General features: G+C 45.6%; 12 protein-coding genes. 2 read left to right on the top strand and 10 right to left on the bottom strand.

Annotation, left to right across the window (positions count from 1 at the left end):
- Window positions 1-362 precede the first annotated feature (362 nt).
- Complete coding sequence (locus tag AS151_RS10960; protein ID WP_071517097.1) at window positions 363-4,325, top strand: EAL domain-containing protein; 3,963 nt, start codon at window positions 363-365, stop codon at window positions 4,323-4,325.
- A gap of 210 nt (window positions 4,326-4,535) precedes the next feature.
- On the opposite strand, the gene AS151_RS10955 is transcribed toward AS151_RS10960, so the two are convergent.
- Window positions 4,536-4,919 (bottom strand): hypothetical protein, encoded by a 384-nt coding sequence (locus AS151_RS10955; protein ID WP_071517096.1) that lies wholly within the window; start codon window positions 4,917-4,919, stop codon window positions 4,536-4,538.
- A 123-nt stretch (window positions 4,920-5,042) separates the two neighbouring features.
- On the opposite strand from AS151_RS10955, the gene AS151_RS22090 reads away from it, so the two are divergent.
- Window positions 5,043-5,180 carry a hypothetical protein gene (locus AS151_RS22090; RefSeq protein WP_170861372.1) on the top strand — a complete coding sequence of 46 codons (138 nt, stop codon included), beginning with the start codon at window positions 5,043-5,045 and terminating at the stop codon, window positions 5,178-5,180.
- A 193-nt stretch (window positions 5,181-5,373) separates the two neighbouring features.
- Here the strand turns inward: AS151_RS22090 and AS151_RS10950 are convergent, their stop codons facing one another.
- The 9 genes from AS151_RS10950 to sufD form a co-directional block, all read right to left on the bottom strand.
- Window positions 5,374-6,285, bottom strand: a complete 912-nt coding sequence (locus tag AS151_RS10950; protein WP_071517095.1) for an FkbM family methyltransferase — start codon at window positions 6,283-6,285, stop codon at window positions 5,374-5,376.
- 240 nt (window positions 6,286-6,525) lie between these two features.
- Window positions 6,526-7,032 (bottom strand): hypothetical protein, encoded by a 507-nt coding sequence (locus AS151_RS10945; protein WP_139240619.1) that lies wholly within the window; start codon window positions 7,030-7,032, stop codon window positions 6,526-6,528.
- Window positions 7,033-7,146: 114 nt separating this feature from the next.
- Window positions 7,147-7,545 carry a hypothetical protein gene (locus AS151_RS10940; protein ID WP_139240618.1) on the bottom strand — a complete coding sequence of 133 codons (399 nt, stop codon included), beginning with the start codon at window positions 7,543-7,545 and terminating at the stop codon, window positions 7,147-7,149.
- Between the two features lie 56 nt (window positions 7,546-7,601).
- The gene (dcm, locus tag AS151_RS10935; protein ID WP_071517092.1) at window positions 7,602-8,750 is read right to left on the bottom strand and encodes a DNA (cytosine-5-)-methyltransferase; all 1,149 of its coding nucleotides are present in this window, start codon (window positions 8,748-8,750) and stop codon (window positions 7,602-7,604) included.
- A gap of 108 nt (window positions 8,751-8,858) precedes the next feature.
- Window positions 8,859-9,146, bottom strand: coding sequence for an Asp-tRNA(Asn)/Glu-tRNA(Gln) amidotransferase subunit GatC (gene gatC / locus AS151_RS10930; RefSeq protein WP_071517144.1), 288 nt, complete (start codon window positions 9,144-9,146; stop codon window positions 8,859-8,861).
- Window positions 9,147-9,205: 59 nt separating this feature from the next.
- A complete protein-coding gene (locus tag AS151_RS10925) occupies window positions 9,206-9,727 on the bottom strand; it encodes a photosystem I assembly protein Ycf3 (RefSeq protein WP_071517091.1) in 522 nt (173 codons plus the stop codon).
- 81 nt (window positions 9,728-9,808) lie between these two features.
- Window positions 9,809-11,866, bottom strand: a complete 2,058-nt coding sequence (locus tag AS151_RS10920) for an adenylate/guanylate cyclase domain-containing protein (RefSeq protein WP_071517143.1) — start codon at window positions 11,864-11,866, stop codon at window positions 9,809-9,811.
- A 915-nt stretch (window positions 11,867-12,781) separates the two neighbouring features.
- The gene (locus AS151_RS10915; RefSeq protein ID WP_071517090.1) at window positions 12,782-14,044 is read right to left on the bottom strand and encodes a SufS family cysteine desulfurase; all 1,263 of its coding nucleotides are present in this window, start codon (window positions 14,042-14,044) and stop codon (window positions 12,782-12,784) included.
- Between the two features lie 114 nt (window positions 14,045-14,158).
- The gene (gene sufD / locus AS151_RS10910) at window positions 14,159-15,526 is read right to left on the bottom strand and encodes a Fe-S cluster assembly protein SufD (protein WP_071517089.1); all 1,368 of its coding nucleotides are present in this window, start codon (window positions 15,524-15,526) and stop codon (window positions 14,159-14,161) included.

Below are 15,526 nucleotides of genomic sequence, written 5' to 3'. Positions count from 1 at the left end.
AGTTGACAATCGTGGAACAGTCTTACTATAAATTATTGTTACAACCCGATATTGCCGTAATATCCCCTACCTAGGGATTTGATGGAAAAAAAATTTCTGGGAAATCACTTAAGTCGATCTGATAGCGATCGCCATTTTTGGGGAATATTGGTATAGATAGTTGATATAACTTAACATGTCGCTATCTCTTAAACAGAAGTTCTATAGAGAATTTATGGACATAGTATTTTGATTGCATTACTATCGAAAACGAAATTCCAAACCAACCCATTTCTAATGAATTTTCGTTAGACTAGGGAAAATATCCAACGCCATCACATATCCGTATAGCTTAAATTCCCACTCTTTGAGGATAGAGGGTAATGAGCAGCGCTAACAGCTGTGGCAAAAAAACTCAGCCAATTCACCTTAAATTGTACCACAACCATATAAAACCCTTATACGAAAGCGACTTACAAGCTTTTAATCGCTTGCGATCGCCCATTTGGATATACGATATTGAATGTCAGCAAGTAATTTGGGCGAATAAGGCAGCGTTGCAATGGTGGGGCATTTCTTCTTTAGTAGATTTTGCCAATAGAAACCACCATAGCGATCGAACAGCAACGATACAAACCAGCAGCAGTTTTCAAGCAGACCAGCTCAACCACCTCTTGGCTGGAGAAAGCCATCCCACTCAGTGGCAACTCAAAACCAACAGCAGTAGCATCCAATTTCAGGGTATGAGCTCGGGTTTGTACCAGTGGCAGGATTGTTTGGTTGTGTTGGTAGAAGCAACCCCCCAAGGGCAAGATGTTTTTCTCCATGACAAATGGCAAATGGCCCCACCAACCACGCGCCAGTGGGAGGAACAGTTTCTCGCTTACCAGATCGAAGTTTTAGCCGCGATCGCTACCAACCAACCCATTCGAGATATCCTGATTTTACTAGTGGAACGCACGGACCGGCTGATGCCCGGCTGTCGCAATTCTATTTTACGATTCGATCGAAAGCACCAGTGCCTAACCAACAACATCGCCCCCAATATCGATGAAAGCTACCGCGCCGCCATCGACGGCGTAACCATTGGCAGCAAAGCAGGTTGTTGCGGTACCGCCGTATATCGCCGCCAACCCGTTATTGTCAGCGACATTGCCAGCGACCCCTTATGGGAAGATTTTCGCGACCTTGCCTTGAGTTACGGTTTGCGCGCCGCTTGGTCGTTTCCCATTTTTGCCGAAAACGGCGAAGTGTTGGGGACATTTTGCACCTACGCCGACATCCCGCGATCGCCCACTAGTTGGGAACTGCGTATGACCGAAGCTGCCACCAAACTCGCCGGCATCGCCATCGAACAAAGTACAGTACGCCACGAAGTACGCCGCCAAGCCATGGTGGTAGAAGCTGCCGTAGACGGTATGGCGGTCTTGCGCAACAGCAAGTATTGCTACGTCAACCAAGCTCATGCTAGTTTGTTTGGGTATAACAGCCCCGAAGACTTGCTGGGGAGTTCCTGGCAGCAGCTATACGACGAAACAGAAATCGAGCGGTTTCAGCAATATATATTCCCCACCGTGGCGGAAAAAGGATGCTGGCGTGGCGAAATTACTGCCAAACGGCGGGATGGTACCACCTTCACCGAAGAACTTTCCATTACCCGCATGCCCTGTGGGGATTTGATTTTTGTTTGTCGGGATATTAGCGATCGCAAGCGTACGGAAGCCGCCCTGCAAGCCAGCGAACAGCGGTACATGCTAGCCGCCGCCGGCGCTCAAGTGGGGGTGTGGGATTGGAATTTAAATACCAACGAAATCTACATTGCCCCCAACTTAAAACAAATGTTGGGATACCAAGACACTGAAATTCCCAACCATATGGATAGTTGGATTCAACTGGTTCATCCTGAGGATCTAGAGGTAGTACAGCAGGCCTTCGAGCGACATCTGGCTGGCGAAACCTCTACATTTGAAGTGGAACATCGCATGTACCACCGTGACGGCAGCGTGCGTTGGATTCTGGCTAGGGGGAAACTTCTCCGAGATGGGCAAGGTCACCCCGATCGCGTGATTGGTTCGGATACCGACATCACCACGCGCAAAGCCGCCACCCAAGCTTTAGAAATGCGCGATCGCTATTTGAGTGCCGTTGTGAAAGTACAAAACCGACTCATCACGAGCAAAAAGCTTACCCTCTCCCTTTACCAACAAGTGTTAGAAATTCTTGGCAAAGCCACCAACGCCAGTCGTACTTACTTTTTCCGCGCCCATCGTGGCGAAAATGGCGAGTGGTTGTTAAGCCAACAAGCAGAATGGTGTGCCAGCGGTATCCACCCCCAAATTGACAACCCCGCTTTGCAAGACATCCCAATAGAAACGCGATATCCTTACGCAGCCAGCAAATTTCTATCTGGAGAAGTTCTCGCCTCTCATGCCAGCGAACTGCCACCAGAAGAGCAACAAATTATGAGGGTACAAAATATTATTTCTCTGGTGTGCATTCCCCTCATCGTAGACGGGGAGTTTTTTGGCATGCTGGGGTTCGACGAATGTATGCGCCAGCGAAAGTGGCAACCCCAGGAAATTAACTTACTCCGTTTTGCTGCCAGTGCCATTGCCATTGCTGAAGAAAAACAGCGTTCCCGCCAAGCCTTGCACCGCAGCGAGCGCAAATACCGCAATATTTTTGAAAATATCAGCCAGGGGATTTTCCAAACCTCCTTAGAAGGCAAGTACCTCAGCGCCAATCCTTTTCTGGCACGTTTGTACGGATATGATACGCCGGAACAGCTCATCGACAGCATTAACAACATTGCCACGCAAATTTATGTAGACCCCAACCGCCGCCGGGAAATTACCCGCTTGACCCTGGAACAGGGAGAGGTACGCAACTTGGAATCGCAGGTATACCGCCAAGACGGCAGCATTATTTGGATTTGTGAAAGCCAGCGCGCTGTATATCATTCCGAAACTAGGGAATTTCTGTATTTTGAAGGAATTATTGAAGATATTTCCGCTCGCAAACACGCTGAAGAAAAACTGCAATATCAAGCTTCCCACGATAGCCTTACGGGTTTGCCCAACCGCGATTGTTTTAACCACCAGCTACAGCAAATTATTGACGAGCAAGATAGTACGCAAAACTATGCTATTTTCTTTATCGACCTGGATCGGTTTAAAGGAATTAACGACAGTTTGGGACATTTGGTGGGAGATGTGCTGTTAAAATTGGTGGGGCAACGCCTGCAAATGGTGGTACGCGATCGCGATATGGTAGCACGTTTTGGCGGCGATGAATTTGCCATTTTACTGCGGGATATCCAACTAGAAGAAGTAGCCGATTTGGCGGAATGGATTCTCACCATTTTGCAGCAACCTTTTCAACTGCAAGGGCATCAATATTGCATTAGCGCCAGCATAGGTATTACGTTGGGAACTTCGGATTATCAAAAACCAGCGGATTTGCTCCGCGATGCCGACGCCGCCATGTACGAAGCCAAATCTCAAGGGGGTGGCTACATCTTTTTCCACCCGCGCATTCGCGAGCGTACCCTATCTTTGTTTAATTTAGAGCAGGATATTAAGGGAGCTGCCAGCCGTGGCGAATTTCGCCTGTACTACCAACCGATCGTTCATTTGGATACCGGTTCCCTGTACGGGTTTGAAGCCTTGTTGCGCTGGTACCATCCCCAACGGGATTGGATTTCGCCGGCGGAGTTTATTCCCCTAGCCGAAGAAACGGGCAGCATCCACGAAATTGGCGCATGGGTCTTGCAAGAAGCTTGCTACCAGCTCTTTTGCTGGCAAAAACAATTTCCCCAAGCAGCATCTTTGGTGTTAAATGTCAATCTTTCGCCTTTGCAGTTGCGAGAAACTGGATTGGCTGATAAAATAAAGGAGGTACTCAATTCTTACCAGATATCTCCTCGGTGCTTGGGTTTGGAAGTAACGGAGACAGGGTTTTTACAAGCTGACAATTTAACTGTATTTCGAGATCTACAATCTCTGGGCGTGCGAATTTCCATCGACGACGACTTTGGTACGGGATATTCGTCTTTAAGTCGGTTGCACGAGCTTCCCCTGAACGCCATCAAAATTGACCGTACTTTTATTTCCCACTTGTTAGAAGATGCGACCGGCAGGGCGATCGCCCAGTCGATTCTCAGTTTGGCGAATAGTTTGGGAGTTGCCGTCGTCTCCGAAGGCATTGAAACCCACCAACAGCGATCGCTATTGCAGCAGTGGGGATGTTTGTTGGGGCAAGGCTATTTATTTTCCAAAGCAGTTTCAGCCCCCCTAGCCAGCGATCTCATTGGTCGCGGTTCCATTAGTTTCCCGAGAGAGCGCTAGACAGGCAAGTTCCTCGATTCGTGCAATCATCGGGTTCCCTGCCTGCCTAGTTGCTAGCTCTATAACCATTGTAGTTTTGACAAACAAGCATACCAAAAGGGCGCTCTATGATTTTTGCAAAAGCTTATAGAGCGGACTTGAAAGAGATATATCGTTGTTGATGGAATGGACATGGAGCGTGATTTGGCTTATCCGAGCGTTGTTCTCGCTCTAGCTTCTACTTTCATTCATCCAAGCATCTTCCAACTCTTTAGCCGTCATATTGCAACTGGCGGCATAGGCTTCTACTCTTCCTCTAATGGTTTCTTGGCTTTTGTCAAGTTCTCGCATCAGAATTTGAGCGGCAATGGTGGGTACTGGGCGGCCGTGAATTTTAGAAAGCATGGTGAGCAGTCTAAGATCGGCATCGGATACTTGTACAACAATTCGATTAAGTTGGCTGTTCGTACGGTTTGGATGGTTGTTCGCCATGGAATAACTGTTGCTTTCTAGTCCCCTATCAAGACCTATTTTAGCATTTAAGTAGTCTGGAGATAACTTTTTATTGCTAGATTGCTTTTGTATCTTATCTACGGGCATATATTTTGATTTCATAAAAGTTTAACTTTTGTTTCACTTTGGTTTAATTTTCGTTCAAAATTCCCCGGTACAGACATTCATCGCTGCTCATCGATTTTTTTTGATGCGAACGTTTTGACTTCTAACAGAGCTTTGGAGATGTCTAATCGTACGCAAGGGCGATCGCTCGCCAAAATCAAAAAAATTAAAAAATATAAAAAAATACGACTTTTTGTGAATTTATCCGTAAAATCCACTGGCAAGTTGGGTCAGCTTGTCATTGCTGGTTTTAGCTGACCGAATAATTGTTCACGGCATATGAAGCGATCGCCGGTTTTCCATTGAAGCTGCCAGTTCTACCAGTGTATGGTTTCAAAATTGACAGAATCTGCCCTATTTTGGCTTTTTTTATTTTAATATGCTGAAATTAAGGAATATTCTGGAAGAATCACCAGCAATGCCAGTGATTTTTCCAAAACTACCCATGCCCCTAGCTAGCATCTCGGTCGTGCGCGCTCGCTCCAGCCATTTGCGGGTCGAGATTATCCTTGTGAATAGCAATATGATTGCCCAACTTGGGAGTTGCCAACACCACTGGCTGCTGATTTTCGTCAAGCGCAAAAAAGCGATAGCCCAATTGTTCGAGAAACTGCCACGCGCCATCTTGACTCAATCCCAAACGCCGGGTGGCACTTTTGCTAATTTCAAACAAAATCATGGGTCGATGGCGTTCCAACGTCGCTTGCGATCCCCGCAACACCATTTCCTCCGCTCCTTCCACATCCAGTTTCACCACATCCAAGCGATCGATCCCTTCCGTTTCCAAAACGCGATTGAGGGTGGTCGTAATAATTTCTTCAAAATCCCCGCTTGGCACAGCTTCTGAGCCCAAAGAATAGCTATTGGGCGCATTTTCAACATGGTAAAATCGAGCCGTTCCTTCGCGATCGGACAATCCCGCTTGAAAAGCAGTAACATTATCAAACTGATTGATGTCAATATTTTTCTGTAAAATAGCAAATGATGCTTCACCGGGTTCAAATGACAGAACCCGCCCTGAGGAACCAACCAAACTAGCAGCCACAACGGTATAGATGCCAAAATTGGCCCCACCATCCACAAAAACATCACCAGGAGACAGTACGTTTTCCAGATAAGCAAGTTCTGGTTCGTAATCTTCGCGGGTAATGAAAATTCCTGTAGAACCTGCACGTCGAAATTTGGGAGGCAAGAAAAATTTACAATTCCATCTCGGTAGTTGAATGGTGGCAGGAATGCCCAAAGCACAATGAACTCCCCAGTACAGAATGCGAAATGTTGCTTGTACGGGAGATTTTTTAAATGCAGGATGCTGTTGGAGATAGTGCCAGCGAGTGGTTACATAGTTCAAATCGAGTTTCATGATGGTACAACTCCCAATTAAAAGCGAGTTAGGGAAAACTTGGTAGCAAAAATTACCGTTGGTGATTTAGAGAAGAGAGGAGGGACTTCTATAGGAATAAAACTTTTGTGGAATCGAGCTCTATGATAGCCTGGAACAACAAGAGTGGCAAGAGCAAGTTTTACGGACAAGGTAGCCCAGCAATTGGGCAATTTCTTGATTTCAAAAAATAGTAAAGAGAATGATAGTGCATTTTAAATTTTACGAAGGTACTTGAAACACATTTCGGAAATTATATCGCCATTGCAGAGCTGGACTAATACTAATGGTACCATCTAAGGGGCTGGCTAGAAATCTTTTCCACTCATTCTCATTGGGAATACGTGCTGTTTCTTGGTAGGTTTCGATAACCCAATCATCAGCTGCTCTAAAAATTCCTACATCGATAGGATGTATATCTGTAATTTGTTTGAGACTGTCTAGATGATAGCTGGGAATTAACTCTTTACCTGTGGCTTCCCGACTTTGGTTTTGCTTGTGAAACTCGTTTTCTAGGGTTTCCTTATTAAAGATTTTTTGCGCTTTCTTTTCATTATCGCTTATCTCAAGTCCTTTAAGAATTTTGCTTGCACGCCAGTCTTGCTTGTTAACATAGGCTAAAAATCGAATTACTTTCTTGATTGATGTTTCGTTATGGGTCGTTTTCTGCGATCGCACTTTCCTTGCCAAATTGCATAGTTTGCGATCGGCTATTTGACTACCTTTCAAATACTTATAATTGACAATTTGTATATGTAATACCATTTCTGAAAAACAACGATTGTATGGTATTTGCCAATTGCCCTGGTAGGGGCGCTTCGCGAAGCGCCCCTACAAAAATGCCTATATTATCTCTTGCAGATTATTAAGGAAATGGTATAAAGGTAGAGCGTTTTTCATGGTTTGATAGTTTGTTAAGAAGACAATCGCATCATTTTGACTCCCTAGCAGTCGTTCGTAAGCAGAGAAAAAAGGCTCGCTCGTACAATAGTTTTCAGAAGGTGATTTAATACTTAATTCGATTTCGGGAATATCTACGCCTTTAGCAGGTTGTATAGAAAGTTGACTGCTTCCCAAAAACTCCTTGAGAGTATACGTTTCAAGAACGCCAACTGTTAGACTTTCAATGACACTAGAAACTGCTTTGACCCCAACTTTTGGCAAAGCATGATTTTCTTCCAAATAATTATACCAGTAAGGAATTCCCGTTTGAGGATACAATCGCTTGAGGACAGGTTTCAAATTGTCTAATTTACCAATATTTTGAAAAACAATCTCTCGTAGTTGTTGACTTTTTATTATCCAAACAACGCCATTTGTACCGGAAAATTTGATTCTATTTTTGTGATTTTTTGATTGATGATGCGATCGATAACCCAATACACCATTGCTGGAGGAACAGCATTGCCGTACAAAGCGTATCGGTCGTACAATGGTGCTAGGTGACAGTGATGGTCTGGAAATCCTTGAATCCTAGCATATTCAACATCTGTAAGTCGGCGAAATCTTCCATTAATGGAATATCGTTCGTAATGGCGGCTGGTTGTTGATGTTAAGGTAGGTGCTACTCCATGAATCCCAAAAACGGTATACCCCATACGGGAACCTCCTTTTTGGTTGTAAATAATTTCTACAGAGTTATAAAATCGGTTGACTTTGGTACTTTGAAGCAAGCGTTTTTGGGTATCCTCTGTAAAATCGAAGCGCGCATCGACATCTTTTTGTAAAACATCTTTTAGTCTTTTGGTTGGAAAACGGTTTTGAAAATCTTTGAAGGTAATACCATAAAATTTCTTTTGATAAGCTAGTCCCCATGTCGGGAATTTTTTACCATGTTTGGTAATTGGCCACCAATTTTGAAATTGTGTTATTTCCGATAAAATGCGATCGCTAACAGTACATAAATCTTCATCTGTGGCGAGATAACAAGAAGGTGTAAAACTTTTCTTGGTTCCCACAATTATCGTTCTTTCCCGATACTGAGGCAGTCCAAAATGCATAGCATTAAGCAATCGCCACTCTAAAAAATACCCCAATTCAGTGAGAGCATGTAAAATAGTACCAAAATGTCTTCCCGCATCCATAGAAAGCAACCTCTTGACATTTTCTAACACAAAAAATTGGGGTTGCTTTTCATGTAGAATTTCGACAATCGTAGCAAATAGCGTTCCCTTGGGATCGGTAATTCCTTGTTTTTTACCGGCACTAGAGAAAGGTTGGCAGGGAAAGCCTGCTGTTAACAAATTGTGGTTGGGAACCAGATGTTTGAAAGATTGAATATCGCCACGAACAAATTCTGTTTCCCGAAATCGATCGCGATAGACGGTAGCCGCTAGTTCGTTAATGTCGTTTGCCCAAATTGTTTGAATCCCCAAGCGATCGCATGCTAAACGAAATCCCCCAATGCCAGCGAATAATTCCACTGTAGTAATTGTTTTGTTTTTCATCTGAGCGTTCTATAACCAGCAACTCATACCAAAACCAGCATACCCACAAAAACGAGGTGCGTCGATCGAACAATCGAACAACGCACCCAAAGCCAATTTTCCGCCAGCTTATTGGTCTAAAATTCGCGGCACTTTGAAGAAATCATCCTCGCGATCGGGAGCCGAATTGAGCAAATCATCGCGATGTTCGTAGGTACGAACTTCATCCTCGCGGGTAATATTGCTGGTATCGATCGCACGAGTTGTCGGCGGAACGTTCTCCGTATCTAGCTCCCGCAACTGCTCGAAATAATCCAAAATTTGACTGAGCTGACTTTCAAACTGTTCTTCTTCCTCTGGGGTTAGCTCCAAACGTGCCAACTGAGCCACTTTACGTACTTGTTCTCTATCCATAATTGTTCTTAAAATCCAGATATCCAACAACAAGCCAAACCAATGCGGTAGTTCGTCAATCTTTAGAAAAAGATATCCGCCTTAGAGCGACCCGTGGTTTTCAACCAGTTTTGAGCTTCGATATAGTTATTGGGAGCCAAACGAATCGCTTGCAGCCAGTATTCTGCTGCCTTGTCATACCATTGGTCGGCTTCGTCACCATTGCCGGCTTCTTTAGCTTGTTCGCCGCGGTAGTGGTAAATCACAGCAATATTGTTCAAAGCTTGGGGCAAATTGGCATTTTCTTCCAAAGCTTGGTGGTAATATTCCAAAGCCTTCTCGTGTTCGCCGTTGCTGGTGTGGATCAACCCAATATTGTAAAGAATGTAGCTGCGGTCGTTGGGGTCTTCTTCCAGCTTCAAAGCTTCGTAGTAGTTTTCCAAAGCCTCGGCATATTCCCCATCCGATTGCGCTGACATACCATCTCGGTAGTAGGCAAAGGCTTCTTTAGCTTTGTTTTTGGCAGGCATCATCTTCAAAATAATATCTGCCATGACGGTGAAGCTTTTATCGATAAAGTTATCGTTGCGTTGGCTGCGTGGCATAAGCGTGTCCTTGATATATCCCGTGTGGATAGGTGCAATTGTTTTCTATTGTTCCATATTCCCAAGCCCAGTGGGGAGGCGTTATCGTTTCTCTTGCAACCAGTAGGTGGTCATGTTGCCTTTGCCTTTGACGGGGATGCAACCACGTTTTTCCAAGTGATAGCGGTCTTTGAGGAGGTTGTAGGTGGCTTCGGTGACTTGGATTTTGCCAGGCAAACCGCTCGATTCCATGCGGGAGGCGACATTGACTGTGTCTCCCCACAGATCGTAGATAAATTTCTTGATGCCAATGACCCCGGCAACCACCGACCCCGTGTTGATGCCAATGCGTAGTTGCAGTTTCTCAGGATATTGGCTGGGAACTTGGTTTTGGAAATAGTGGATAAATTCCTGCATGGATAGTGCCATATCCGCGATCGCTTCTGCATGGTTGGGCATGGGGGTTGGCAAGCCGCCGGCAATCATGTAGGCATCGCCGATGGTTTTGATTTTTTCCAGACCGTATTGTTCGATGGTGCGATCGAAGGTAGAAAAAATTTCGTTTAGTAAGTTTACTAGGGTAATTGGGGTCAGTTTTTCGGAAAGGGAGGTAAATCCTACAATATCGGCAAATAAAATGGTAGCGCTTTCGTATTGCTGTGCCAGTGCCGGATGGGTTTGGTTGGGGGCAATGCGTTCTTCTTTGAGGCGATTGGCAATAGAACGGGGGAGAATATTTAACAGCAAAGCATCGGATTTTTGCTGAGCCATGCGTAAAGCAGCTTCCGCTTTTTGTCGTTTGGTTTCTGCCTGATAGGTAGCAATCAGTTTGCCCAAACTTTCTGCCATTAACTCGATGGTTTCCCGTTCGCGATCGCTAAATTCTTTTTCGCGATTTTTGGTGGAAGAGAAATTTAACGTACCATACAATTTCCCATTTACCCAAATCGGCGTACCGATATAAGATTTTATATCCCAATGACCATCTACGGTATGACTTGGTATGGTTTCTAATTCATTAGCATCGGCGTAACTGACAGTTTTTTGCCGGTCAACAACCTGTTGGCAGTAGGTATCCGATAGGGAAAATTTCTGCTGGGGGAAAAAGGAATGAAGTTCGGAAACAACTGCGTAGATTGTATACAAATTGCCATCAATTTGGCTGATGATACCAGTGGATGCATCAAAAATTTCCAACCCAGTTTGCAGAAAATCATGGAATACATCTTCAAAATCTTGGTGGTTGGTGGTATTCAACCGGTGTAGCTGTTTGAGGTGGTTGCTAAATTCTGCTAAAGCTTGAGAAGTTTGCTGGATTTTGGCTTCTGCCTGTTTGCGTTCGGTAATATCGCGCGCCACCCAAATGACGGTATGGTTGGGAAGAGGAGAAATATTGGCAGCAAACCAAACCTCGCGATCGCCACAATACAGATTATAATCAAAATTTACCGTTTGTTGCGTTTGCAATGCTTGATGCACCCATTTCCACCAGCTATCGGCATTTTCTAGAAAAAATTGTTCGATGGTTACCCCAATAAAATCACTATCGGCATCGCTATAAATGGCAGGTCTAGTGGGAGCTACCTCAATATCACTGGTTTGGGCGTTTAAAATTAAAACAATATCGTTGATAGCCCCAAAAAATCCCCGTAGTTTTTCCTCCGAAACCTGCAAGTTTTGTTCGAGCAACTCCCGTTCCCCAATTTCTTTTTGCAGTGCTTCGTTTTTTTGTACCAACTGCTTTTGCAACCGCCGCAATCCCATTTGATTGTCAATGCGAGCCAGTAACTCTGCCATTTGAAATGGTTTGGCAATATAATCAGCACCACCGACCGCAAAAGCCTTGACTTTATCTTCTACACCATCAGCAGCACTGAGAAAAATAACAGGAATCTGTTGCCAGCGACTGTCAGCTTTAATATGCTGGCACAGTTCGTAGCCATCCATATCTGGCATCATGACATCCATTAAAATTAAATCCGGGGTTTTTGTTTCTAATTGAGAGAGCGCTTGCTGACCGTTGTAACTAACCAAAACTTCGTAGCCTTTTTGGCTCAAAATGCGTACCAACAAATGGATGTTTGTGGGTGTATCGTCTACAACTAGAATAGATTCTAACTCGGTTTGGGTTGTGGGTACGCCCTTGGAATTGCTTAGCATGGGTTGCAGACCTCGCCAAAGAACCTCTGATGAGTGCGAAACCAAAATAGAAATTGTCAGATGCGCTAGCTTCCCTACCCAAGCAATGCTGTTTGGTTTCTTCCCTAAAACAACAAGCATCAATAGGATTGGTCGCTCCTAGATTCCCCTTGTAAAAATAGACAATTTCCCAGCTACAGTGCTGGTGACATTGCCAGGAAATGGTTGCTTGTGGACATTTTTTTCTGGAATTGCCCCTATGAAAAAATCATTTGCCCAACGAACTTACAATGTTCTGCTACTTCCTCCTAATTTCTACTATCGAACCCCATTTCTGAGAAAAAAGCGATTGTATGGAGTTTTCCCAGTTCTCCCGCTAGAGGTGCTTCGCGAAATTTCCCTGCATATCCAATTATGTATTGCATAATTTTATAGAAAAACAGCGTCTTTGCAGTCTAATAAAACTGTTATAGTAGAACATCTATCTTTAAAGTTTCCAGCACTATTGCAGAAATCATGCAATGAATAGCTGCCCAATTTTTCGGATGCAGACAATTTCTGAAAAAGAGTCAGTTCTCCCATTTACCATATCACAAACTGTCTGTATATATTTTTTTTAGAAAAACTATTAAGTTTTGCTATTTTTTCTTGACAAATAAAAATCTTTTCTTTTTGCTGTTTCTGAAAAATAATAATTTGCTGGGATTTTCTAGTTTCTTTGGTAGGGGCGCCCTGTCAAGGGTTTCTAGAAAAACACACCGATTATTTATTGCATATTTTCTAGAAAATGGGACTCTCTCAAGCAACAATTGACTGCCGCGATCGCAGCGCGTCCACCAAAAGCCGACAAGCAAAAACAAAGCCCGCGTGTTGCGGGCTAAACGGGAAACGAGCCAACCGGTAGCGGCAGATAGCGGGGAAATTTTTGGTGCTTCCCTATTCCATAATGCTGCTAAAGAACTCAATCGTTTCTTGCAAAGCAGCAATAAAGCGATCGATTTCCTCGCGGGTATTGTAAAAATACACACTAGCCCTGGCTGTAGATTGAATCCCATAATGACGATGCAAAGGTTGCGTACAGTGGTGGCCAGAACGAATGGCAATGCCTTCGCGGTCTAAAAGGGTCGCCAAATCTTGCGGATGCACAGTTGCGTTAGTAAACGTTACCAGGGAAGCTCTGCCACCGCCGTCGGGATTCGGGGAGGGCCCGTAATAGGTCATGCCCGGAACTTCTTCCAAGCGTTTGAACAGGTACTGGGTCAGCTGTTTTTCGTAGGCATAGATGGTTTCCATGCCAATATTGCTGAGGTAATCTACCGCCGCTCCCAACGCAATGGCTTCGCCAATGGCCGGCGTTCCCGCTTCAAACTTGTGGGGCAAATCCGCGTAGGTAGAATGGTCCAAAAACACCTCACCAATCATCTCCCCACCGCCTAAAAACGGGGACATTTCCCGCAGCAAATCCAGTTTTCCGTACAAAAAGCCAATACCGGTGGGAGCGCACATTTTATGTCCGGAAGCCACCAGCCAGTCGCAATCAATTTTCTGCACGTCTACTGGCATGTGGGGAACGCTTTGACAGGCATCCACCAACACTTTGGCCCCGTAGCGGTGGGCAATATCAGTAATTTCCACCACCGGGGAAATGCATCCCAACATATTGGAAACGTGCACCACTCCCACCAGCTTGGTGCGATGGGAAATTAACGACTGAAACTGGTCGAGATTGAACTCGCCGGTTTCGGTGGGTTCCACAAATTTCAGCGTGGCACCGGTTTTTTGGGCCACAAACTGCCAGGGCACCAAATTGCTGTGGTGTTCCATCACCGTGAGAATAATTTCATCCCCCGGCTGTAGGGTATTCATCCCCCAGCTATAGGCCACCAAATTGACAGCTTCCGTGGCATTGCGGGTGTAGACAATTTCTTCGCGGGAAGCGGCATCGATCAACCGCGCCACTTTATCCCGAGTTCCCTCAAAAGCTTCGGTTGCCCTGGCACTCAGTTCGTGGATGCCCCGATGAACGTTGGCATTATCCCTTTCGTAGTAGTTTTGCAGGGCCTCGATCACAGCTTTGGGTTTTTGGGAAGTGGCCGCATTGTCGAAATACACCAAAGGATTTCCCTCGATTTCTTGGTTTAAAATTGGGAAATCGGTGCGTACGCGGTGAGCAAGGGTGGGTTCTTGAGCGAGAGTCATAGATTGTACTGTCCAGCAAGCAGACGTAAAGGGAAGAGCGTACAGAGCAATCTGCACCTTATGGCAAAAAATGCCGATTGCTATGGAAAAAATCTAAAAGAAGGGTTTCTGTTTTTACTGGTTTTCGCTGCTAGTGCGACAGGCAAAACAGCGACTGAGCTTGGTCGTCAGGGATGGAACGGGTAATTTTTGGAGGATTTCCCGGCAAAAACTATCGAGCAGCAAGTTGCGGCTGGTTTCCAAATCCAATCCCCGACTTTGCAGGTAAAATAGTTCTTCCGATTCTAACTGGCTCACCGTAGCGCCGTGGGCGCACTTGACATCATCGGCAACAATTTCCAGTTGGGGTTTGGTATTGACTTTGCCTTGACGCGAAAGCAGCAAGTTGCGGTTGAGCTGACTGGCATCGGTCTGTTGTGCGGTTTGTGGCACCAGAATTTTCCCATTGAACACGGAATGGGCGCGATCGTCAATGATGCATTTGTGGATTTGGTTGGCCTTGCCGTTGGGATGGTTCGTGGAAATCAGGCTGTGCAAGTCCGAAAGTTGATCGCCGCAAACCATGCTCAGACCGTTGAGGGTGGTTTCCGTGCCGGTTCCGGCTTGGAACACTTCCAGATGGTGACGTGCCAAACGAGCGCCAACACTAATGGCAACGCAGCTGTAGCGGCTGTCTTTGGCTTGGGTAATGGCGTTTTTGCCAATATGAAAGGCATCGGTGCCTTCCCGTTGAATCCTGGCATGTTTCATTTGGGCGTTTTCTTGCAGCCAGAATTCGGCGACGGTGTTGGTGAAGTAGGGTTGGTCTGCAACGGGTTGCTGGCACCACTCCCGTTCGGCAACGATGTATTCTTCGATCAGGGTGCAAGCACTGCTGCGTTCGGCAACCACCAAGCAGCGGGGATGGGAAATGGTTGGTTGCTGTTCGCCGGTGGCTATAAAGAGTAAGTGCAGGGGGGGTTCTACTTCCGTGTTTTTGGGAATCCACACCACTGCCGCATCGGGGAAACTGGTGGTGTTGAGGGCGGTAAACACTTCGCGATCGCCCGGTTGTTGGGCCAAATAAGGCTGCAACCGTTCGGAGTCGGGAAATTCTGCCAAATGACCGATCCAAACCCCCGCCGGCACGGCCGCTGTTGACGACAATTCCGGGGCATAACGACCGTTAACAAATACCAAACGGCTTTCTTTGGCTTCTGGAACGTTCAATCCCAGCTGCTCTAAAGAGGCAGTGGGGGAAATTTGGGAAACTTGTGCGGGAGAAAATTCCGTTTCCCGCAAGGGTTTTAAATCGGTAAACCGCCACTGTTCATCTTTGCTAGAGGGAATGCCCAACTCCTGAACCATGGCCGTAGCGCGATCGCGCACTTCCTGCAACCAGCCACCATCCGAAGTTACTTGCGTGCGTTCGAGCAGCCGTTTCAAATACGCTTGCCCTTGGGCATCAGTTTTTAATTGAGCACTCGGTACCTGCACGTTCAT

The sequence above is a fragment of the Geitlerinema sp. PCC 9228 genome, from assembly GCF_001870905.1.
Classification (GTDB): Bacteria; Cyanobacteriota; Cyanobacteriia; order Cyanobacteriales; family PCC-9228; genus PCC-9228.
This window is presented reverse-complemented; position numbering and strand designations above follow the sequence as displayed.

What these genes read in the sequence shown, in the direction of transcription:
- AS151_RS10960 (WP_071517097.1), top strand. Translation starts at nt 363, where the DNA reads ATGAGCAGCGCTAACAGCTGTGGCAAAAAAACTCAGCCAATTCACCTT.
- AS151_RS10955 (WP_071517096.1), bottom strand. Translation starts at nt 4,919, where the DNA reads ATGAAATCAAAATATATGCCCGTAGATAAGATACAAAAGCAATCTAGC.
- AS151_RS22090 (WP_170861372.1), top strand. Translation starts at nt 5,043, where the DNA reads ATGTCTAATCGTACGCAAGGGCGATCGCTCGCCAAAATCAAAAAAATT.
- AS151_RS10950 (WP_071517095.1), bottom strand. Translation starts at nt 6,285, where the DNA reads ATGAAACTCGATTTGAACTATGTAACCACTCGCTGGCACTATCTCCAA.
- dcm (WP_071517092.1), bottom strand. Translation starts at nt 8,750, where the DNA reads ATGAAAAACAAAACAATTACTACAGTGGAATTATTCGCTGGCATTGGG.
- AS151_RS10925 (WP_071517091.1), bottom strand. Translation starts at nt 9,727, where the DNA reads ATGCCACGCAGCCAACGCAACGATAACTTTATCGATAAAAGCTTCACC.
- AS151_RS10920 (WP_071517143.1), bottom strand. Translation starts at nt 11,866, where the DNA reads ATGCTAAGCAATTCCAAGGGCGTACCCACAACCCAAACCGAGTTAGAA.
- AS151_RS10915 (WP_071517090.1), bottom strand. Translation starts at nt 14,044, where the DNA reads ATGACTCTCGCTCAAGAACCCACCCTTGCTCACCGCGTACGCACCGAT.
- sufD (WP_071517089.1), bottom strand. Translation starts at nt 15,526, where the DNA reads ATGAACGTGCAGGTACCGAGTGCTCAATTAAAAACTGATGCCCAAGGG.